23 protein-coding genes and 2 tRNA genes are annotated in these 21116 nt (G+C 52.6%); 7 read left to right on the plus strand and 18 right to left on the minus strand.

Annotation, left to right across the window (positions count from 1 at the left end):
• Window position 1 precedes the first annotated feature (1 nt).
• The 6 genes from MLAB_RS06445 to MLAB_RS06470 all read left to right on the plus strand — a co-directional run bounded on the left by MLAB_RS06445 (window position 2) and on the right by MLAB_RS06470 (window position 6274).
• Window positions 2-1060, plus strand: coding sequence for a V-type ATP synthase subunit C (locus MLAB_RS06445; RefSeq protein WP_011833592.1), 1059 nt, complete (start codon window positions 2-4; stop codon window positions 1058-1060).
• Entirely contained in the window at window positions 1061-1363 is a 303-nt protein-coding gene (locus MLAB_RS06450) for a V-type ATP synthase subunit F (protein WP_011833593.1), read from the plus strand.
• Window positions 1354-3099 (plus strand): V-type ATP synthase subunit A, encoded by a 1746-nt coding sequence (locus MLAB_RS06455; RefSeq protein ID WP_011833594.1) that lies wholly within the window; start codon window positions 1354-1356, stop codon window positions 3097-3099. The genes MLAB_RS06450 and MLAB_RS06455 overlap by 10 nt, the downstream gene beginning before the upstream one ends.
• Before the next feature lie 2 nt (window positions 3100-3101).
• Window positions 3102-4478 (plus strand): V-type ATP synthase subunit B, encoded by a 1377-nt coding sequence (locus MLAB_RS06460; RefSeq protein ID WP_011833595.1) that lies wholly within the window; start codon window positions 3102-3104, stop codon window positions 4476-4478.
• 7 nt (window positions 4479-4485) lie between these two features.
• On the plus strand, window positions 4486-5148 hold the full coding sequence (locus MLAB_RS06465; RefSeq protein WP_011833596.1) for a V-type ATP synthase subunit D: 663 nt from the start codon (window positions 4486-4488) through the stop codon (window positions 5146-5148).
• A gap of 175 nt (window positions 5149-5323) precedes the next feature.
• Window positions 5324-6274 carry an MBL fold metallo-hydrolase gene (locus MLAB_RS06470; protein WP_011833597.1) on the plus strand — a complete coding sequence of 317 codons (951 nt, stop codon included), beginning with the start codon at window positions 5324-5326 and terminating at the stop codon, window positions 6272-6274.
• A gap of 113 nt (window positions 6275-6387) precedes the next feature.
• Here the strand turns inward: MLAB_RS06470 and MLAB_RS06475 are convergent, their stop codons facing one another.
• Genes MLAB_RS06475 through MLAB_RS06485 form a run of 3 tightly spaced genes read right to left on the minus strand, consistent with a single transcriptional unit; the run spans window position 6388 to window position 7655 of the window.
• Window positions 6388-6582: a 30S ribosomal protein S17e gene (locus MLAB_RS06475; RefSeq protein ID WP_011833598.1), complete on the minus strand. Its 195-nt coding sequence runs from the start codon at window positions 6580-6582 to the stop codon at window positions 6388-6390.
• Window positions 6583-6591: 9 nt separating this feature from the next.
• Window positions 6592-7104, minus strand: coding sequence for a thiamine-phosphate synthase family protein (locus MLAB_RS06480; RefSeq protein ID WP_011833599.1), 513 nt, complete (start codon window positions 7102-7104; stop codon window positions 6592-6594).
• Window positions 7104-7655: an HDIG domain-containing metalloprotein gene (locus tag MLAB_RS06485; RefSeq protein WP_011833600.1), complete on the minus strand. Its 552-nt coding sequence runs from the start codon at window positions 7653-7655 to the stop codon at window positions 7104-7106. The genes MLAB_RS06480 and MLAB_RS06485 overlap by 1 nt, the downstream gene beginning before the upstream one ends.
• A 55-nt stretch (window positions 7656-7710) precedes the next feature.
• Here MLAB_RS06485 and MLAB_RS06490 point away from each other — a divergent pair, with 55 nt between their 5' ends.
• Window positions 7711-7893, plus strand: a complete 183-nt coding sequence (locus MLAB_RS06490) for a hypothetical protein (protein WP_048062080.1) — start codon at window positions 7711-7713, stop codon at window positions 7891-7893.
• Between the two features lie 32 nt (window positions 7894-7925).
• Here MLAB_RS06490 and MLAB_RS06495 read toward each other — a convergent pair whose 3' ends face one another.
• The 15 genes from MLAB_RS06495 to MLAB_RS06560 form a co-directional block, all read right to left on the minus strand.
• The gene (locus tag MLAB_RS06495; RefSeq protein ID WP_048062081.1) at window positions 7926-9614 is read right to left on the minus strand and encodes a class I adenylate-forming enzyme family protein; all 1689 of its coding nucleotides are present in this window, start codon (window positions 9612-9614) and stop codon (window positions 7926-7928) included.
• 156 nt (window positions 9615-9770) lie between these two features.
• Complete coding sequence (locus MLAB_RS06500; RefSeq protein WP_011833603.1) at window positions 9771-11459, minus strand: class I adenylate-forming enzyme family protein; 1689 nt, start codon at window positions 11457-11459, stop codon at window positions 9771-9773.
• A 3-nt stretch (window positions 11460-11462) separates the two neighbouring features.
• A complete protein-coding gene (locus MLAB_RS06505) occupies window positions 11463-13169 on the minus strand; it encodes a class I adenylate-forming enzyme family protein (RefSeq protein WP_011833604.1) in 1707 nt (568 codons plus the stop codon).
• Window positions 13170-13261: 92 nt separating this feature from the next.
• On the minus strand, window positions 13262-15694 hold the full coding sequence (locus tag MLAB_RS06510) for a heavy metal translocating P-type ATPase (protein ID WP_011833605.1): 2433 nt from the start codon (window positions 15692-15694) through the stop codon (window positions 13262-13264).
• Entirely contained in the window at window positions 15691-16287 is a 597-nt protein-coding gene (locus tag MLAB_RS06515) for an L-threonylcarbamoyladenylate synthase (protein ID WP_011833606.1), read from the minus strand. Before MLAB_RS06515 ends, MLAB_RS06510 begins: the two co-directional genes overlap by 4 nt.
• Entirely contained in the window at window positions 16287-16955 is a 669-nt protein-coding gene (locus MLAB_RS06520; RefSeq protein ID WP_011833607.1) for a DUF5612 domain-containing protein, read from the minus strand. Before MLAB_RS06520 ends, MLAB_RS06515 begins: the two co-directional genes overlap by 1 nt.
• A 10-nt stretch (window positions 16956-16965) precedes the next feature.
• Window positions 16966-17036: transfer RNA gene (locus tag MLAB_RS06525), tRNA-Gly, on the minus strand.
• Between the two features lie 42 nt (window positions 17037-17078).
• On the minus strand, window positions 17079-17732 hold the full coding sequence (locus MLAB_RS06530; RefSeq protein ID WP_011833608.1) for an ArsR family transcriptional regulator: 654 nt from the start codon (window positions 17730-17732) through the stop codon (window positions 17079-17081).
• A gap of 154 nt (window positions 17733-17886) precedes the next feature.
• Window positions 17887-18495 carry a 30S ribosomal protein S2 gene (gene rpsB / locus MLAB_RS06535; RefSeq protein ID WP_011833609.1) on the minus strand — a complete coding sequence of 203 codons (609 nt, stop codon included), beginning with the start codon at window positions 18493-18495 and terminating at the stop codon, window positions 17887-17889.
• A 1-nt stretch (window position 18496) separates the two neighbouring features.
• Window positions 18497-19696, minus strand: a complete 1200-nt coding sequence (gene eno, locus MLAB_RS06540; protein WP_011833610.1) for a phosphopyruvate hydratase — start codon at window positions 19694-19696, stop codon at window positions 18497-18499.
• 2 nt (window positions 19697-19698) lie between these two features.
• Window positions 19699-19887: a DNA-directed RNA polymerase subunit K gene (locus MLAB_RS06545; protein WP_011833611.1), complete on the minus strand. Its 189-nt coding sequence runs from the start codon at window positions 19885-19887 to the stop codon at window positions 19699-19701.
• Window positions 19888-19924: 37 nt separating this feature from the next.
• Window positions 19925-19999, minus strand: a tRNA-Pro gene (locus MLAB_RS06550).
• A 16-nt stretch (window positions 20000-20015) separates the two neighbouring features.
• Window positions 20016-20204, minus strand: a complete 189-nt coding sequence (locus tag MLAB_RS09630) for a DNA-directed RNA polymerase subunit N (protein WP_011833612.1) — start codon at window positions 20202-20204, stop codon at window positions 20016-20018.
• A gap of 73 nt (window positions 20205-20277) precedes the next feature.
• Window positions 20278-20676, minus strand: a complete 399-nt coding sequence (locus MLAB_RS06555) for a 30S ribosomal protein S9 (RefSeq protein WP_011833613.1) — start codon at window positions 20674-20676, stop codon at window positions 20278-20280.
• 14 nt (window positions 20677-20690) lie between these two features.
• Window positions 20691-21113 carry a 50S ribosomal protein L13 gene (locus tag MLAB_RS06560; RefSeq protein WP_011833614.1) on the minus strand — a complete coding sequence of 141 codons (423 nt, stop codon included), beginning with the start codon at window positions 21111-21113 and terminating at the stop codon, window positions 20691-20693.
• Between the last annotated feature and the right edge of the window lie 3 nt (window positions 21114-21116).

The following is a 21116-nucleotide window of genomic DNA, read 5'->3' on the forward strand; positions in this document are numbered from 1 at the left end:
AATGACTGAGGTAATGAGCGGAACTGCTCCCTATATCTATGTTTCAACCCGCATGCGGGTCCGCAAAGCGAAGCTCATCCCGCGGGAAGAATATCTTCGCATGCTGAACATGGGTCTCACTGAGTTTACCAGACTCATTGAGGAGATGGAGTACAAACGCGAAATCGATGAACTTTCAGCATCCTTTAAAGGTGTCGACCTCATCGAAAACGCCATGTCCTGGAACCTTGCAAAGGAGTATCAGCGTGTGATCGCTCTGGCTCCTGGAGAGATGAAAGGATTTACCCGTGATTACCTGCATAAGTGGGATATCCAGAACATTCTGAGTATCCTGCGAGGTAAAGAACTCGGATTTTCCGACGGGAAGATCCGTGCAGTACTTGTCCCGGCCGGTGCACTCGATGCATCGACGCTGGACCGGCTTGTCGCCGAGTCATCGGTTGAACGTATCGTTGAACAGCTGCCCGTAAAGCAGATGTCGGCGATTCTCAGCGAAGGACTCAGCGAGGCAATCGAGACCCATTCGTTTGGGAAGATCGAGAACGAGCTGTATAAGTACTATTATGCAACGCTGATCAAAGCAGCACGTGGCGGTATGAAGGGCGGACGTCCGTTCCTGAAATATGTCATGTTCGAAATCGACATCAAAAACATCACCAGTGTTTTCAGAATGCGTGCACAGGGCGGCGACAACGCAGCCCAGCAGAACATCTGGATCCCCGGCGGTTCATTCAAACCTGAAGAGCTCGAAAGACTCAGCAGTGTTGAAAGCACCGATGAAGTGGTCGATTCGCTGAAAAAGAAGATCAAAGTCACCGTGCTCCTTGATGCACTTGAATCTCTGCGTGAGAAGAAACCGATTTATTCGATCGAAAGCACCCTGATTGCAGCTCAGCTCAATCAGATGGACAAAGTATCGAAACGCAATCCGTTCTCAATCTCGCCGCTTCTCGTGTATCTCGAAAGAAAGAAGTATGAAGTATCCAATCTCCGTGCCATTGCCCGTGGAAAAGAAGCAGGCCTGGACGCGGAGACACTCGAAAAGTACCTGGTGATGTAAATGGAAATCGCAGTAATTGGAAATAAGGAGTTTGTCTTGGGATTCCAGCTCGCTGGCATCAAAAAGACCTACTCTGCAGAAAATCCCGAAAAACTTGCCGAGACCATTACGAAGGTACTTGACGACACGAATGTGGGCATACTTGTGCTGCAGAGCACTGACCTTGAACAGATCCCGCGTCGCCTGCAGGTAATCATTGAAAATTCTGTCAAACCGACCATCGTTACAATCGGCGGGCAGGAGGCAGGTCTCTCCCTGAGGGAGCGTATAAAACGTTCGGTGGGTGTTGATTTGTGGAAGTAAATAGCAAACCAGGAATACTCAAAAGAATTGCAGGACCTGTGGTCACTGCAGTTGATCTTGATGCACACATGTATGATGTGGTCAAGGTCGGAAACGAGGAACTGATGGGAGAGGTCATCAAGATCGACGGTGCAGACACCGTTATTCAGGTCTATGAATCTACCACGGGCATTCGCCCGGGTGAGCCCGTCATAAACACCGGTCTTTCGCTCGCAGTCGAGCTTGGTCCGGGTCTCTTGACCAGTATCTACGACGGTATCCAGCGTCCGCTCGAAGTGCTTATCCAGAAGATGGGTAACTTCATTGCACGCGGTGTTACCGCACCGGGACTGGACCACGAGAAGAAATGGACCTTCAAACCGGTCGTTCACGTCGGAGACAATGTCGTCCCCGGACAGATCGTCGGTGAAGTTCAGGAAACACGCAGTATCGTGCACAAGATCATGGTCCCGCCACTCGCAAAGGGCGGCAAGGTCACCAAGATCAATGCAGGAGACTTCACCGTTGATGAGATCGTTATCGAACTCGACTCCGGCGAATCCTTCCCGATGATGCAGAAATGGCCGGTCCGTGTCCCGCGTCCGTACGTGGAAAAACACAGCCCGAGCATCCCCCTCCTGACCGGACAGAGAATCCTTGACGGACTCTTCCCGATCGCAAAAGGCGGAACAGCAGCTATCCCCGGACCGTTCGGATCCGGAAAGACCGTTACCCAGCAGCAGCTGGCAAAATGGTCCGACGCAGAAATCGTGGTCTACATCGGCTGCGGTGAACGCGGCAACGAGATGACCGAAGTTCTGACCGAGTTCCCCGAACTCCAGGACCCGAAAACCGGAAACTCTCTCATGGAGAGAACGATTCTCATCGCAAACACTTCCAACATGCCTGTGGCAGCACGTGAAGCATCCGTGTACACCGGTATTACTCTTGCAGAGTACTTCCGTGACATGGGCTACGATGTCGCATTAATGGCAGACTCCACCTCCCGGTGGGCAGAAGCAATGCGTGAAATCTGTTCACGTCTTGAAGAGATGCCCGGAGAAGAAGGTTATCCGGCATACCTGTCCTCCAGACTCTCCGAGTTCTACGAGCGTGCAGGACTTGTCGAGCCGCTCGCAGGCGGATCAGGCTCTGTATCCGTTATCGGCGCAGTTTCCCCTGCCGGCGGAGATTTCTCCGAACCGGTCACGCAGAACACGCTTCGTATCGTCAAAGTCTTCTGGGCACTTGATGCAAACCTCTCCCGCCGTCGCCACTTCCCGGCAATCAACTGGCTGCAGTCCTACTCTCTGTACATGGCTCAGCTGAACGATTACTACGACGAGAAGGTCTCACCCGACTGGAACAAACTCCGGTCATGGTTCATGGAAGTTCTTCAGAAGGAAGCCGAACTCCAGGAAATCGTGCAGCTCGTCGGATCCGACGCACTGCCCGAGACCGAACAGATCACCATCGAAGTCGCCAGAATGATGCGGGAACTTTTCCTGCAGCAGAACGGTTTCGACCCGGTCGACACCTACTGCGATCTGCCCAAACAGCTTGACATGTTCAAGATGATCAGAACCTACGCAGACCTTGCATACGCCGCACAGGCAGCAGGCGTCCCGCCGTCGCAGATCCTTGCAGTCAAAGCAAAGAACGAAATGCCGCAGGTCAAATTCACCAAGGACTACAAACCGGTTCTTGACAAGATCTACGCAGGCATGGAAGCAGAATTCAAGGCACTGAGGGCATAAACATGAAAGAATATAAGACAGTCTCTAAAGTTGCCGGACCACTGCTTTTCGTCGAAAAGACCGAGCCGGTCAGCTACGAAGAGCAGGTCAGCCTTGTTCTTGCCGACGGCACGATGAAACGCGGACAGGTCCTTGATACCTCCGAAGATCTCGTCGTCGTACAGTGTTTCGAGACCACTACCGGTCTTGGACGCGACACCGGTGTCCGTTTCCTTGGTGAAACCTTCAAGATGCCGGTCTCAAAGACCATGCTCGGACGTATCCTGTCCGGCGGTGGAAAGCCCATCGACGGCGGACCGGCTATCGTCCCCGACAAGCGTCTCGACATCAACGGAGCAGCTATCAACCCGTATGCACGTGGAACGCCGAGAGATTTCATCCAGACCGGTATCTCCACCATCGACGGAACCAACACCCTTGTCCGTGGTCAGAAGCTTCCGATCTTCTCGTCTGCCGGTTTACCGCACAACGAGATCGCACTTCAGATCGCCCGTCAGGCAAAAGTGCCCGGATCATCCGACGAGTTCGCCGTAGTTTTCGCTGCAATGGGTATCACCCGTGAAGAAGCAAACTACTTCATGGCAGACTTCGAGAGAACCGGTGCACTTGAGCGTGCAGTCGTGTTCCTGAACTTAGCAGATGACCCCGCCGTCGAGCGTACGGTCACGCCGCGTCTTGCACTCACCACTGCCGAGTACCTTGCATACGAGCTTGGTTACCACGTGCTGGTTATCTTAACCGATATGACGAACTACTGTGAAGCACTTCGTCAGATCGGTGCTGCCCGTGAAGAAGTTCCGGGTCGCCGCGGATATCCGGGTTACATGTACACCGATCTTGCATCCATCTACGAGCGTGCAGGTATCATCAAGGGCCTGAAAGGATCCGTTACCCAGATTCCGATCCTGACCATGCCCGGCGACGATATCACCCACCCGATCCCCGATCTTACCGGATACATTACGGAAGGTCAGATCGTTATTTCCCCGGAGTTACACCGTAAGGGTATCTATCCGCCAATCAACGTTCTGCCGTCCTTATCCCGTCTGATGAACCTCGGTATCGGTAAAGGCATGACCCGTGAGGACCACAAGAAGGTCTCCGATATGATGTACTCCGGTTACGCAGAAGGTGTCGATCTCCGCGGCTTAGTGGCCATTGTCGGAAAAGACGCACTGTCAGAGCGTGACCAGAAGTTCTTAGAGTTCGCCGATGCATTCGAAGACAAGTTCGTCCGCCAGGGATCCGACGAGGACAGAACCATCGCCCAGACGCTTGACGTCGGATGGGGTATGTTCACCCAGCTCCCGGAGAGCGAACTTGAGAAGCGTATCGACCGTGACCTGATCAAGACCTACCACCCGAACTACAGGAAGTGAGTAAGTCATGGCGCTGAACGTGAAGCCTACCAGATCCGAACTGATCGCCCTCAAAAAGCGTATCAAGCTCTCGGAGCGTGGGTATAAGCTTCTGAAAATGAAGCGCGACGGACTTATCCTTGAATTCTTCAAGGTGTTAGCGGAAGCTAAAGATCTCAAAAATCAACTTGCCGAAAAGTACGAACGTGCACAGAGAATGATTGCAATCGCAGAAACTGTGGACGGAAGTATCGGTGTGAAGTCAGCGGCGTTTTCAGCATCTGAAAACCCGGTGATCGACCTGAAAAGCAAGAACATTATGGGAGTTGTTGTACCAAAGATCGAATCTCAGAGTGTGAAGAAGTCCCTCACGAACCGCGGTTACGGCGTTCTTGGAACGTCCGCCGCGATCGATGAGGCTGCCGACGCATTCGAGGAATTAGTAGAGTGTATCATTCTCTCCGCTGAACTGGAGACGACTATGAAGCGCCTCCTGGACGAGATCGAAAGTACAAAGCGCCGTGTGAATGCCCTGGAATTCAAGGTTATTCCGGAGTTGATCGAAGCCCGTAACTTTATCAAGATGCGGCTCGACGAAATGGAACGCGAAGAGTTGTTCCGTATGAAAAGAACAAAGGGTAAGTCTGCCGCAAAGGCCGCAAAACTCTCCGCTGCACACGCAGCAGAATGATAATGCAGTACTGCAGGAGACCGGGAGAACCTCAGGGATCCCCGGAGATATCCGGGATCTTCTAACCCGAATCTCTTTATTCTTTTTTCGACTGTTTTTTTCATTTCAAGTTGGATACCGGACCGGTTTTTCCGATAAGAATATTCATATTATCTCCCGTCCCTTTAGATTAGCAATGAATACTCACTTCCCCGCCGATAAAGCCGATAAAATAGCGGAAATGTTTTGTTTTACCGATGATCAAAAACAATCGTTCTGCAATACCGCCGACGGGATCCTCCTGACCCACCAGGACGAGGACCCGGATACAATAATCACCGCCGTCTGCGAGTATGCAGATCTTATTGCAAAAAGCAAAGGAACCGGCTATACCCCGAAGATAGCCCGACAGAAGATCGGGGAGGACGTTCTTTTAACAAGCATCGAACCGCCGTGCGGGAGCAACACCTATATCCTGGAGACAAAGGAAGGGTTCCTCGTGATCGACAGCGGATTTCCCTGCTATGCCGAAGAACTGAAACGGACGGTCCTCTCGCTCTATCCGGATTTTGCACAGCGGAAGACCGAGCTTCTTATCACCCACATCGATATGGACCATATGGGGGCGATGGATCTCTTCGACTGCGTGTATCTGAACGAAGCGAGTCTGGAGAACTTCACGCGGGAAAATACCGGGGTCGCAAACTACCGGGTCAAGAATCCGAGCCGTGCCCCGTTCTATAATATGGTGGTGATGCTGACCGGCTACAAAACCCCGTCACTGAAAAACGTCAGTCTCATTGGAAGCGTGAAGCCCGACCCGACCATTCCCCTTTCGTATATCGGCGATCTGAAAACGGCCGGCCTCACCTTTTCGGTGTATGAAGGCATCGGCGGCCATGTGGAAGGGTCGATGCTCTTTCTCGAAAACGAGCTGGGGCTCATGTTTACCGGAGATATCCTGATAAATCCCGACGGCTTCACGCCTGAGCAGCTGAAAGTCAACCGCTACCCGGCGATCCTTGCAGGCGGAAGTGTGAACGAGGATTCAAAGAAAGCTGCCGCTGAGCGGTTTGCGGCGTATGATATGATGCAGGGAAGACGCTGGATGGTCTGTCCCGGACACGGAAACGTGTTCCAGCTGTAAAACCCTTTTTTCGCTTTTTTCATTATGATGCAGATTGTGCAAAAAAACAGGTCTATACTGGTAAGTAGAGAAAAAAACGAAAAGACGTTGGAAAAAGATATTGAGCCGGGAAGTTACCGGCGTGCGGGAGTGGTGTTGACCTTGCGGGTAACGTATCCTGCGACACGGTTACGGATCATTTTGCTTTCGATCGTGGTGATTTCAGCAACAACTTTCTTGTTGTCGTCAAAGTTGCCGTTGAAGCTTTTTCCGTGCTGTTCGAGAAGGGCGATGCCCATTGATTTGATATAACTTGGCTTGATTCCCATGAGTATTCCTCAGATGTCTATATATGTAAGACGTTGAGATATGATAAGTATTCTGTTTGCTACCTCCTCAGGAGTGGTTCCAAGGAGGCATATCCTGCCCGGTCCGCGGGAAGATTCGGGATTTGCTATGGCAAGCGGCACGCCTTTTCTGCATACCGAAGCGATCCCCCAGTCCATGGTCGAGATACCGGCCGGAAACTTTTCCGGGTCATAAACCTCGACATCCCGAAGAGTTTCGACAGCAGTTGCGAGGATATCGTCCTCATAGCGTATGCATGCCGCCGAGCGAATGGTGGGATCGAAACGCCGGACGGTAAGAAGGGTCTTGACGATCGGTTCATCGACGCCGAACCCTACGCTCGAACCTCTGGCGATGGCGACGCCTTTCTTGTCGACGGCGTCGGCGGTCGCATAGGCGATCGCCAGATCGTCACGCGGAATGATATAGCGCGAGACATCCTGCAGTTTGCCGTGAGCCTTCTGCAGATCGCGGAGAACCGCCGACTGTGCTCCGGCACCCATCAGTTCAGCCCCAGTTCGTCTTTTACCGCAGTGATCTCGGAGATAGCGATCTCATACATTCGTTCCCTCGGGATAAGAGCGTCGCCAAGAGCGATCCTTGTCCGGTCGCATCCTGCGGCGAACGAAGGGGTCTTGTACTTCTTCGTGACCGTCTTCACCGTCACATCGGATATGTTTCCTCCCTTGACATACGCACAGGCGACGATCAGTCCAGACACGCTGTCGGCGACCTGGAGACAGATCTCCACAGGGGTCGTATAGTCGGTACCAAATATCATGTGATTGTGGCGTTTGATCGGAAGAGCGATCTCGTCGCCGACACCTGCCGCACGAAGGATCTCGTATCCGGCAAGTCCGTGCTTTTCCATATCCTCGTCGATCTCCTCGAAGTCGATGTCGTGAAGGATGCCGATCGTTTCCCAAAGGACAGCATCTTGTCCCAACTCAGCAGCCAGACCTCTCATGACGGCGGCGGTCGAGATACAGTGACCGACAAGCGAGGGAGTGGCTACATGTTGTTTGAGAAGCGTGAGTGCCTCTGTTTTTTCCATGTCCTATTTATTGGATATGAAAAGGGATAAGAGTCTCGACGCACAATGTATTTGTATGCAAGATTGGATACTTGATGTGATCATCGGCGTCTCGGCAATCATTTTGTTTGCCATTCTGCTTCTGGGTCTGCCCCACGTCCTCCCGGCGGCCTATGGATACGTAGCAGCTTTCCTGATTTTTGTGGCATACCTCACAACTGCAGGACTGACAGTAATTAAAAAATCGATCCAAAAATAAATTTATATTTTTTTTTACCAAAACTTGAAAAGCTATTCCTGCTTTTCCAGGGCTTTATAATCCGTTTTATTCATTTTGGTAAGGGGCATCGCTTCCAGAATCGAGATCGAGACCGGAACGCTCCAGTGATTCAGATTCGCTTTGGCAAAGGCGATAATGTCTTTTATCGCGGCCTCGGGATCCATCTTCTCCTTCAGCGTTACATAGAGTTTGATCCGCGTATCCGTCTTCCAGGGAATACCCATCGCACAGGACTGGGAGATGATCGGGCACTTTTCCATGACGGCCTCGATCATGAGAGGATAGACATTGTATCCGTTGACTTTGACGAGCCGCTTGTATCTGCACCGGAAATTGATGTTGTTCCCTTCCCCGATCGAGACGATGTCCCCGGTGTGGAGCCAGATGCGGCCGTCGTCATGCATGCGGAGAACAGCGGCGGTCTCTTCAGGATTTTTGTAGTAGCCGGTCATGATTGCCGGACCGATCATACACAGTTCTCCTTCCTCGGTGTTAGGCAGGACGTCAGTCGTTCCGGGAGCGACAACGCATATCTCCGTTCCGGCAAGAGGGACACCCACGCCCCCTTCCTTTAACGTGGAGTAATGCACGCCGGTGATAACACAGGCCCCGCCGGCTTCGGTCAGACCGTAGCCCGGACGGAACTCTGCTCCGCCTTTTTCTTTTCCGAGAATGTCGTTATACCGGTAGGCAAGCTCGGGAGAGACCCGGTCCCCGCCGCATACCAGATGTTTGACGCAGGAGAGATCCTTTCCTTTGAGATGCGGATACATCCGCTCGTACATCGCAGGAACGCCGCAGAGAAACGCCATCTTCTCTTCTACGATGAGCTTTGCGCACTCCTTCGCATCGAACCGCGGACAAAGAGCGACCCGCATCCCTGACGAGAGCGGCGTGTGGATGCAGACGGTCAGACCAAACGCATGGAAGATCGGCAGCACGGCAAGGAAGCCGTCTCCGATATGCGGTTTGCCGTCCACATAGTCATAGAGAAGCTGGGTCGCCAGATAATTGGCCGAGGTGTTTGAAAGCATCACGCCTTTCGAGGGGCCAGTCGTGCCGCCGGTGTACATGATGACGGCAGTATCCTCAGCCCTGACATCGTGCGGGGGAAGGGACGCGGTCTTCAAAAATTCGCGTCCTTCTTCGAGAAGAGCGTCCCATTCAGAGGATCTTCCGGTCGTCTGTTTGGCGTGACGAACCGAACGGTTGTAGACCGTCTTCATGATCCGACCTTTGATGCCTGCGGGGAAGTAGGTGGGCGTTTTACAGCGGATGACCTCGACATCGAGACCGGAACAATGTTCTTCGTTGATCTCAAACGTCAGAACGATCCGGGATTCGGTGAGTTCCACCGCGTAACGGAGTTCATCTTTCGTTGAAAGCGGATGAACGAGATTGCAGACGGCGCCGATCCGGTTGACGGCATAGGCGGCGATAACGCTTTGCGGGATATTCGGCAGAAAAATGGTGACGAAATCGCCTTTTTTCACACCGTGCTGCATGAGTCCGGCAGCACAGGCATGTACCTGCTCCATCAGACTGCGGTATGATATGTAATTATTATAATACTGTATGGCGATTGCTTGGGGTCCTGCATGGGTTCCACCGTATGTGAGCATCGTGTAAAGAGACCTTTTTGTCTCGTTTGTATACTCAAGTTTGGTGATGGAATCATTTCTGTATATGCGGGCGTTCATGAACCATATACATATGAAGGATAGCATATTATAGCTGGCGGTCACGCAAAATTTGAACAAATTTTGCAAAAAATAATGTCAGAGGCAATGACCAGAGAGTATTTATACTTCAGCCCGAAATTGGCCCCTCGTTGGGGGACGGTATGAAAAAAAAGGTTAGGCCCTATCCTGGAGCGCCATATAATCGAGCTTGTTCATCTTCGTCATCGGCATCTCATCAAGGATGACAAACGCTTTTGGAACACTCCAGTGATTCAGATGTTCGGTCGCAAAGGCAAGCAGATGTTTCTCCGCTTCGGCATGATCCATCTTCTGCTTCAGGGTCACATACAGTTTGATCCGCCGGTCGTCCCGCCACTTGAAGCCTACGGCGCAGGCTTTGGCAACGATCGGACAGCCTTCCATTGCCGCTTCGATTAAGGGCGGATAGACGTTATATCCGTTCACCTTGACCAGACGCTTGATGCGGGATCTAAAGCAGAGATTGTTCTCCTCGCCGATCGCGAATATGTCTCCCGTATGGAGCCAGAGTTTTCCGTCGGGATGAATCTTTAAGACATCGTCTGTTGCCTCGGGATTTTTATAATATCCTTTCATCACCGAGGGACTGGAGATGCAAAGCTCCCCTTCTTCACCCTCGGGAACCTCATCAAAGGTTCCGGGGTTCACAAGGCAGATGTCAGTTCCTTCCACAGGGATACCCACGCATCCTTCGGGAAATGCCTTATACTGATTCCGCGTAAGAGAGCAGGTTCCGCACGCCTCGGTCAGACCGTAACCCGGACGGAACTCCGCACCTCCCTTGTCCTTTCCTAAGATGTCATTATACCGGTAGGCGAGGTCATGGCTTACCCAGTCTCCTCCGCAGACAACGTGCTTCATGAATGAAAGGTCGTGATCTTTCAGATACGGGTACATCCGTTCGTACATCGCGGGAACGCCGATCACATAGGCGACCTTCTCTTTCAGAAGAAGACTGCTGCACTCTTTATCATTGAACCGGGGGGAAAGCATGACCCGCATCCCGGAGGAAAGCGGGGCCTGGATACAGACCGCAAGCCCAAACGCATGGAAGAGCGGAAGGATCGCGAGGAATCCGTCGCCGATATGGGCGGTGTGCGTGACGTTCTCCAGAAGAAGACGCGTCGTGACGTAATTCACCGACCAGTTCGAGATCATGACCCCTTTCGCGGGTCCGGTCGTGCCGCCGGTGTACATAATGACGGCCGTATCGTCTGCTTTTCCTTCTAAAGGCGGGAGAGGCGTTGTCTGGAACCGCTTTTTCCCGGCCGCCAGAAGATCGGCCCACTCGGTGACGCGGGACGAAGCCTTCGGCGATTTTCGGACCGTGTAGGAATACACGGATTTCATCACGAAACCCTTTGGACCCGGCGGGAAGTAGCCCGGCGTTCTGCACCGGATGATATCCACATCGAAGTTGGCCGCAAGACCTTCGTTCAGTTCAAACGTGAGGATGAGTTTGCTGTCCGTGAGTTTGACCGCATTCTCCAGCTCCGACAGGGTCGAGAGCGGGTGGACCATATTGCATATTGCACCGATCCGGTTCAGGGCATAGACCGCAATCACGCACTGCGGGATGTTCGGCAGAAAGAGCGTGACGAAATCGCCTTTCTTTACGCCGCGATCGAGAAAACCCGCCGCACAGGTGTCGATGAGATCATACAGTTCCCCGTACGTGATCCGGTTGTCGAAGTATTGAATGGCCACGGCCTCGCGGCCTGCATGCTGCACGCCGTAGTTGAACATGGAATAGAGAGACTGTTTCGTCTCGTCGGTGTATTCCAGTTCGGTCTTCGCGTCGTCTCTAAACACAGGACGTGACATACGTTACTCAGCCTGCTTTTTATCGTTTGCCCGTGAAAGTTCCTGCTTTTCCAGCAGACGGTAATCTATCTTGTTGAACTTGGTCATGGGAAGATCGGCCACGAACTCCACCCTGGCCGGAACGCTCCAGCGGTTCATCTGGTCTTTGGCGTAATCGATCAGGATCTTCTCTTCCTCAGCCGCATCAAAGGAGCCGAGCGGCTTTTCCGGAACAACGAAGAGTTTGATCTTCCGGTCAAGTTTCCAGGGGGTCGCAACGGCGCAGACCAGTTTGATATCGCGATGGTTCTGCATCGCCTCCTCGATAAGGGTTGGATACACATTGTAGCCGTTCACCTTCACGAGGCGTTTGTGCCGGGAACGGAAACAGACGTTCCCGTCCTTCCTGATAACGACAAGATCGCCGGTGTGGAGCCAGACGTTTCCATCGTCATGGAGCCGGAGAACATCCTTTGTGGCTTCTTCGTTCTTGTAGTATCCTTTCATCACCGAAGGACCGAGGAAACAGAGTTCTCCTTCCACACCGTCCGGTACGAGTTCCGTTGTGCCGGGTTTTACAACGCAGACTTTTGTGCCGGTAACCGGAGACCCGACACAGCCGGTCGGGAGTTTTTCATACTGGTTCGCGACGAGACAGCAGGCACCGCACGCCTCCGTCAGCCCGTACCCGGTCCTAAAGAGGATATCGGCCTTGGATTTTCGTAAAAGAACATTGTATTTATTGGCGAGCTCTTCGGAGACGCGGTCTCCTCCGCTGACCATGAGCTTCATTCTGGAGAGATCTTTATTTTCGAAGTAGGGATACATGCGTTCGAACAGAGCGGGGACTCCCGGGAGGAACAGGATGTCTTCGGAGAAGATCTGCTGGGCGCATCCTTTCGGATCGAATCTTGGGATCAGAACGATCTTCATACCGGAGATAAGCGGCGCATGAACGGAAACTGCCAGACCGAATGCATGGAAGATCGGAAGGATCGCAAGGAACCCGTCGCCCACATCGGTTTTACCCTCGCCGATGTCGATCAAGAGCTGGATGGACATCGAGTTTACCGCGTAATTGGAGAGCATGACGCCTTTCGAGTCACCCGTTGTTCCGCCGGTGTACATGATCACAGCGGTATCGTCGGGCTGGACGTCGTCAGACGGCAGCTGGAATCCTCCTTTGAGCAGTTTCTTTCCTTCGGCAAGAAGATCGGTCCAGAGCGTGATTTTTGCAACGTTCTCTGCCTTTGGATATTTGCGCATCACAAACCGGAATCCTTTGTCCAGCACGAATCCTTTGGGGGTTGAAGGGAAGTAGCCGGAGGTCCGACATCTGATGACCTCGATATTTTTCCCGGAGAGAAGACCTTCATTGACCTCGCAGGCGAGAGCGATCCGGCTGTCTGTGAGTTTAAGGGCATAATCGATATCTTCCTGAGGGGATAAGGGATGGACCATATTGCATATTGCGCCGATCCGGTTGACGGCATAGAGAGCCAGAACCCCCTGAGGGATGTTCGGCAGGAAAATAGTGACATAATCGCCTTTTTTCACACCATGATTCACCAGGGCTGCCGCGATCGCATGAACCTCGTCCATGAACTGTTTGAACAGGATGTGCCTTCCGTAATATGCGGCCGCGGGTGATGTATTGCCGGCCCTATTGAAACCATATAGAAGTGCTTCGTACAGCGAACGTTTGTTTTCTTCAGAGTAATGTAATGTCAAATATGTATCCTCCGATCAAGCGGTAAAAAAATCTCATAGTATTATTTACGGGGGAACATATAATAGAAACGGAAATATTTTTGTCTATTTTATCACTTAATAGACAGAATTGTGTAACCTGACTCGGAAATTACCTTGGTAAACTCGGCATCCGAAACCTCGGCAGAAAGTTCCACCGCGGCGGTTTTTGCCTTGAGATCCACAACTGCAGATACGACCCCCGGGATCCGTGAGAGAGCTTTTTCCACAGTCATTTTGCAGTGTTCGCACATCATGCCGTCGATGGTAAGTACTTTTTTCATGGTTTCCTCTTTTGAAGTAGTTGGTATCTCCGATGTAAAAAATCTAAGCCTGAGGGCATTCAATACGACGCAGACCGAAGAGAGACTCATCGCCAGAGCCGCAAAGCCGGGAGAGAGTTTCCAGCCGAACGGAACAAAGAAAACGCCGGCAGCAAGAGGGATGCCAATCGTGTTGTAGATGAATGCCCAGAAGAGATTCTCCTTGATATTTCGGAGCGTGGCACGACTGAGGCGGATCGCCGAAACGATGTCCCAGGGATCGCTTTTCATCAAAACATAGTCGGCGGATTCGAGAGCGATATCGGAGCCCGCTCCTATCGCGATACCCACATCGGCTCTTGCAAGAGATGGCGAGTCGTTGATCCCGTCCCCCACCATGATGACGTGATGCCCGGCTTCCTGGAGTGCTCTGACCTTTCCCTCTTTTTCTGCGGGCATCACTTCGGCGATCACATTGGAGATCGAAAGCTGCCCGGCGATGGATTCGGCCACTGTTTTGGTATCACCGGTCAAAAGGATGACATCCAGACCAAGATTCTGCAGTCCGGCAATGGCCGCTTTGGAGGTGGGCCGGATCCGGTCGGCAACGGAGATGATGCCGAGCATTTCCTTTCCGCTCGCAAAGTAGAGCGGGGTCCCGGTCATGTTTGCCGGAGTGAAGGATATCCCGTTTTCTTCCATGAAGGCGGCGTTTCCGGCATAGCAGATCTTCCCGTTCACCGATGCAGATACCCCCCGCCCCGGAACCGAGACGAAATCCTGCGCTTTAACAGGCACGATGCCGTGTTCTCCTGCATAGGTGACGACGGCTTTCGAGAGAGGATGTTCCGATGCGGATTCGACCGAGGCGGCGATCAGCAGGAGGTCTTCCGTTGTCCCGGAGAGTGTTACGACCTCGGTGACCTCGGGCTTTCCAATCGTGACCGTTCCCGTTTTATCGAGAAGGATCGTGTCGGCACGCCCCGCAGTCTCAAGCGACTCGGCGGATTTTATCAGAATGCCAAGAGATGCGGCCTTTCCGGTCGCGACCATGATGGCAACCGGCGTTGCAAGCCCCAAAGCACAGGGACAGGAGATGACGAGAACCGAGATCGCAATCGAGAGGGAAAACGTAAAGGGCTCGCCGAGAAGCAGCCAGACCCCGCCTGAAACAACGGCGATGGTCATCACCAGCGGCACAAAGATCCCGCTTACTTTGTCGGCAAGTTGTCCGATCGGAGCCTTGGATGCGTTCGCATTCTGCACGAGTTCGACGATCGCGGCAAGCGTCGTGTCCTCGCCGACCTTTTCCGCACGGAACGTAAAACTGCCAAGCGAGATCGTTCCTGCAGAAACAGCGTCCCCCGAATTTTTGACGACCGGAATACTTTCGCCGGTCAACGCAGACATGTCGATCGGCGCCGAACCTTCCGTTATCGTGCCGTCGACCGGAATGCCGGCACCGGGTCGAACAACGATTAAGTCACCGACCACCACCTCTTCGGCGGGGACGATCACTTCAACGCCGCTGCGAAGGACCGTGGCCGTTTTCGGGGCAAGGTCGATGAGTTTTCTGACCGCCTCGGTGGTCTTCCCTTTCGACCTCGCCTCCAGATACTTGCCGATCGTAACGAGCGAGAGGATCATTGCGGCCGATTCGAAGTAGAGATCCATGGACCAGGTTCCGGCAGCGGCCGTATCGCCGGTCGCGAGAGCTGAAAAAATCATGTAGATCGCATACAGCCCGTATACGAGCGCCGCAAGAGAGCCCATCGCCACAAGCGAGTCCATGTTCGGGGCACGGCGGAAGAGTGCCGGGATGCCGGATGTGTAGTATTTGTTGTTCGCGATGACGATCGGGATGGTCAAACAAAGCTGAACAAGGGCGAATATCCCGGCGTTTGCCGGATCATGGGTCCATTCGAGGAGGGGGAACCCCCACATATGACCCATCGACACATACATAAGCGGAATAAGAAAAGCAAAAGAAACAATAAGCCTGATCTGCATCGGGCGAAGCGAAGCCCCCCCGCGGGGGGTATCGCCCAAAACCAGATCATACCCGGCTGCCCGCACGGCCTGCCGGATCCGATCATCGGACACATCATCCGAGTCGACGACCAGACGATTTTCCAGAAGATTCACTGACGCGGAGTTCACGCCCTCTACACTTTTTGCGGCCTTTTCAACATGAAGAGAGCATGCCGAACAGGTCATGCCGGATACTGAGTAGGTTTTTTTCATTTCGCGTTTTCTATAAAGAAACGGGCGATGTCGTCCAGCATCGCGCCTGGACGCTCGATATTTCTTGTTTCGAGATTGACGACCGTGCTCGGGATTCCTGGAAGAACGCCGCCGTCAAGCAGATAATCATGAGGTACGTTGACCTGGTCGACGCTTACAGGAGATATTTCGCCTGAGATGTTTGCCGAGGTCGCGGTTATCGGACAGTCGAACATGGAGATCAGTTCAAGAGCGAGGGTGTGATCCGGATACCGTATCCCGATCGTGCCCGTCCCTCCGGAAAGGTCGCCAGGCAGACAGTTTTTCACCGGGAGAACGATCGTGACCGGACCCGGCAGGAATTTGCTGATGAACCGTTCTGCAAACGGGCTGACGTCTGCAATGCCGTAGATCATTTCGATATCGGAAACGGCGACCGAGATCGGTTTTCCAAGAGGCCGCTGTTTTGCTTCATAGACTTTGATGACGGCAGTATCCGACAACGCGTCGGCCCCAAGCCCGTACACGGTTTCCGTCGGATATACTACAAGGCCGTCGCGGGATAAAACGCGGACGGCTTTTTCTATTCTGCTCTCTTCGGTTGGTGTTATCATCAGAACTCTTCCCCTTTCACTTTTGCAATATCGAATACGCCGATCGTGCTGATATGCATCACGGCCATGACCCCGGCCTGGATCGGATCGGTGACCACAAGATCGGCCGCCGACGAGGCGCTTCCCGCCATTTTGAGGCAGATGACCGGGATGCCGTCCGCCTGGATGGATTTGATGGCAGTGGTTATCTCGCCGCCCATCAGTGAACCGGCAAGAACAAGGATCGAGGCGCGGGGCAGGCGGCCGACCGCTTCCACGGCACGCGCCAGATTCTGCTCTCCAACGAGCGGGATGGTATCGACAGAAATGCGTTCGCCTCTGATATTATGCCGGTCGGCTTCGTTGACGGCTCCCATCGCGACCTGGGCCACCTGGGCGCCTCCGCCGATGATGATGACGCGCTTTCCAAAAATTTCCCCGAACGTGTCGTGCAGAACGACCTCGCGAACGCCGGTTACGAGACGGAGTTCCGAGAGGATCGAATCGGTGTCGTCCCCTCCTTCAATCTCGATATCCGCCCACGCACAGCCCTTATCCGGTCCGCGGGTCAGAATCTCCTGCTGAATCGCGGTGATGTTCGCATTGTGTTCAGCACATACCGAACCGATATCTCTGAGGATACCTTTCTGATTGTCGGCTATGAGGCTGAGTGCGTGATGGGACACCATAAAAATCGAATGCGATAACCGGGGATCGAACCCGGATTAGAGGCTTGGGAAGCCCCTGTCATGCCATTAGACCATTACCGCATCTCAGTAATATATTGTTTGCAGAGATATAGAGGTTTCTTATTATGAAGTGAGCTCGGTGGTCTCAAGCGCATGATGCGTGATGCCGCAGAGATTGTACCTGCCCCCTTCTGAGTGGACATACCCTTTCGACGCAAGAGAGCGCAAAGCCGCCGTGACCTCGGGGATGCTCCGGCCGCTGGTATCGGAGAGTTCGATCGGCGTTAAGGGAGCGTACACTAATGCGAGAAGAAGTTCGGCCTCGATATTGTTCTGGAACACCGTTCTTCCGTTGACGATCACGTCCCCCATCATCTCGTCGATGTCCTTTTCCACGGCTTCAAGATTTTCGATGAGCTTTTCCCGGGAATCGAGCAGACGGCGGATCATCATGATCTTGTCGGAAAGCGGGAGGATCTCGCCGTTATCGGCAGAAACGGTCTCTATAGGCTGCTCTGATTTTGTCACCTGGACCGAGAGGGTGAAGTCGTTGACGAGGTAGTAGTATTTGCGCCGCTTGTCATCCTGATAACTGGAGATGACCGCTTCCTTCTGCATGATCGCAAGGTGTTCGATAACAGCTTTCGGGTTGATGACCAGCCGGTCGGATATTTCGGTGACGAAGCATGGTTTCTGCCGGAGAAGATCGAGGATCCGTCTTCGATTCCGGTTTCCAAGGATGTCCAGTAAGTGAGATATGTTATCCTGATCAAGCATTTTATCGAGATTACATTATGTAAGGGGATATTTCTTTAAATGTCTTCTGATTGTTTCACAAATAATCAAAGACCGTTGAACCGTTGGTTCACTAAAAAAGGGGGGATTTTCTATTTTATTGTGCTGAGGAATCGCCTGAGGCGGATCGTCAGCTTTAGAACTCAGACTCGAAGTCTTCGACCGTCATGGCCGAGACGATGCCTTTCTGTCTGAGGAACTCTTTGGTTAACAGGAAGTAAACCATAGAGAGTGCTTTGCGTCCCTTGTTGTTGGTCGGGATGACGAGATCAACATTGTTTGTACGGTTGTTGATATCACAAAGGGCAATTACCGGCATACCGCACTGGACGGCCTCGGTGATGACCTGAGCATCTCCGATCGGGTCGGTGACGATAACGACCGAGGGTTCAACATACTTCGGGAGTTTCGGGTTGGTTAAGGTTCCCGGGATGAATCTTCCAACGTGGGAGAGAGCGCCGATCGTGTCTGCGAACTTCTGTGCCGGGTACTGACCATACTGACGGGAGGTGACGACGAAGATCTTTGCAGGCTCGTAGCGTGCAAGGAACTTTGCTACCTGTTTGATCCGCTCGTCGGTCTTTCTGATATCGATGATATAGAGACCGTCGGATCTGACACGGTAGATGAAGTCTTTCATGTCGTTGTCTTTCTGCTGGGTTCCGATATGGACACCGGCGGCAAGATATTCTTCTACAGATACTAATGGTTCGTTTAATTCAATTCCAAGTTCATTGTCGGTCATTTTAGAAATGCTCCTCAATTCTTATAAGTTCATTTAGTTTAGCAATGCGCTCTCCACCAACAACACCGCTCTTCATAAAGCAGCAGCCGAATGCCGTTGCAAGATGAGCGATGGTGTTGTCGGTCGTTTCACCGGATCGGTGGCTCATGACGGTTTCATACCCGTAATCATGGGCGAGACTGATCGTTTCGAAGGTGTCCGTCAGCGTTCCGATCTGGTTTGGTTTGATCAGGACACAGTTGCAGGCATCATTTCTGATACCTTCTTCCAGACGGGAAGCATTCGTAACGAACAGGTCATCACCGCAGATAAGAGTGTCGCGGCCGGAGACTTCTTCGGTGATACGTGCAAACCCTTCGAAATCCTCTTCCTGAATCGGGTCTTCGACATAGATCAGGTTGTATTTTTCGGTCAGGTCGGCAATGTATGCAATCTGCTCCTCAGTAGTTCGCTTTGCATTCTTATAGACGTATCTACCGCTTGCGGCATCCCACATCTCCGATGCGGCAACGTCAAGTCCCATGCGGACTTCGATGCCGGTCTCGTCAAAGACTTTGGTGGTTGCTTCGTTCACGATTTCAAAGGCTTCAAGGTCGGCGATGTGCGGAGCCCATCCTCCCTCGTCGCCTTTACCGCAGCCTTTTCCGCGCGCGATAAGAATCTCTTTTATGCGTTTGTGGACGAGGGCATTGGTGAATACGGCTTCAGCAGCAGTGGATGCGCCGGTCGGCACGATAAGGAACTCCTGAATATCGGTTGCGTCAACGGCATGAGCGCCGCCCCCGATAACATTTCCTAACGGCAGCGGGGTCTGGGAGATAAAAGCGCCGCCGAGGTACTGATAGAGTTCCATGTTGAGTGTGCTTGCCGCTGCTTTGGCGTTGGCAAGGGACAGAGCCACGGCGATGTTGGCACCGATTCCGGAAAGATCGGACGTTCCGTCGACTTCATGCAGGGTGTCATCGAATCCGCGCTGATCGGCAGAATCAAGTTCGATCAGTTTGGGGATGAGGTTGATATAGGCATCGGCCACGGCCTCGTCACACGGACGGACTTTTGCCTCATAGATACCGGTAGAGGCTCCGCTCGGAGCGCAGGCACGACCGAATCCGCCGGAGATCGTGGAGATCTCGGCTTCGACGGTCGGATTGCCGCGTGAGTCCAGAATTGTCCGAAGAAGAATGTCGGAAATTTCAGTCATACTTAAAGCACCTCTGAGCAGGTACCGAACTGGCGTTTCACCGTTATCGGGACCCGATCAGCGTCGAACTCCTCTAACGCAATGTCAAGAGGATCAATCTTTACGGTTTTCACGAGAACCGGAGCTCCCATAGAAATCTGTAAAGCACGTGCCCCGACGATGCGGGCACGTTCATAACGTGTATATGTCATAGAAAATCACATCCACAAATAAGAGAGAATGGAAAAATGGGGTCGCTGAGATTCGAACTCAGGTCACTACGTCCCGAACGTAATAGGATGGTCCAGGCTACCCTACGACCCCGCAATTCATTCATGTCTCACGTGTACGGATACAACTCATCAACAGTCTCTTTGTGAGAGAGAAGCATTCTTCTGCAGCAATATCGGTCTAACCCGAGTGAATCAAGAATCTCTTTCGGATCCTCGCCTGCAGCTTTTCTCTGTTGATATTCTTCCCATACAGTAGAAATTACTTTTCCACAGGTGAAACATCGAACTGGTATCATAAGTTATCTTTACGTCCTTATTAAATTGTTGATATGTGGGGTTGCCCCCTCCATATATTCTGTATGCTGTGCCTTAACGATAAGACTTCTGGAACCGTGCACGGGCACCGCGTCCATGAGGCTTCTTCGCTTCTTTCTGACGTGAGTCGTTGACAAGGAGCGTTCTGTCGTAAGAGAGGTACACTTCCTTGATCTTCGGGTCATTGGTCCAGGAAAGGATACCGCGGCCAAGTGCCGTGCGGATTGCCTCTGCCTGACCCATGACGCCTCCGCCGGAGACATCAATATCGACATCGACGTTGTCGATGGATCCTGGTGCAAGTGCAAGTGCCTCGGAGATCTTCATGCGAATGATCTCGTTACCGTATACTTCAAGGGGGACGGAGTTAATTCTAACTCTGCCTTTTCCCTCACGAAGGGTGGCGCGGGCAATTGCGGTTTTTCTTTTTCCACTGGTGTTAATAATTTTCATCTTAGATCACCTGTTTAGAATTTTGCTCCAAGGTTTTTGCTGATCTCACCAACAGAGATGTATCTGGCGCCGCTCAGCCGGCTGCGGTGAGCATCTTCCAGAACTTCCGCCTCGACGTCTTTGAGTTCGTAAGGAACTCCGACGTATGCCTTGACGCGGCGGAAAGCTGCTGCTCCCGGCCGTGTCTTGTAGGGGATCATACCGCGGATGGTGCGTTTTACCAGGTGGTCCGGGCGTCTTGGAAGGAACGGACCTCCTTCGACGGATCCGCGAACACGCTTTACCTGGTATTCGTTTAAGACCATTGCACGAGCGCCGGATACGATGACCTTCTCGGCATTGATGATTGCAATCTCCTCACCGGCGAGGATGCGGGTTGCAACAATACTGGAAAGTCTTCCAAGAAGGAGATTTTCTCCATCAATAACTGTTACCATACT

Origin of the sequence: Methanocorpusculum labreanum Z (genome assembly GCF_000015765.1) — an archaeon.
Classification (GTDB): domain Archaea; phylum Halobacteriota; class Methanomicrobia; order Methanomicrobiales; family Methanocorpusculaceae; genus Methanocorpusculum; species Methanocorpusculum labreanum.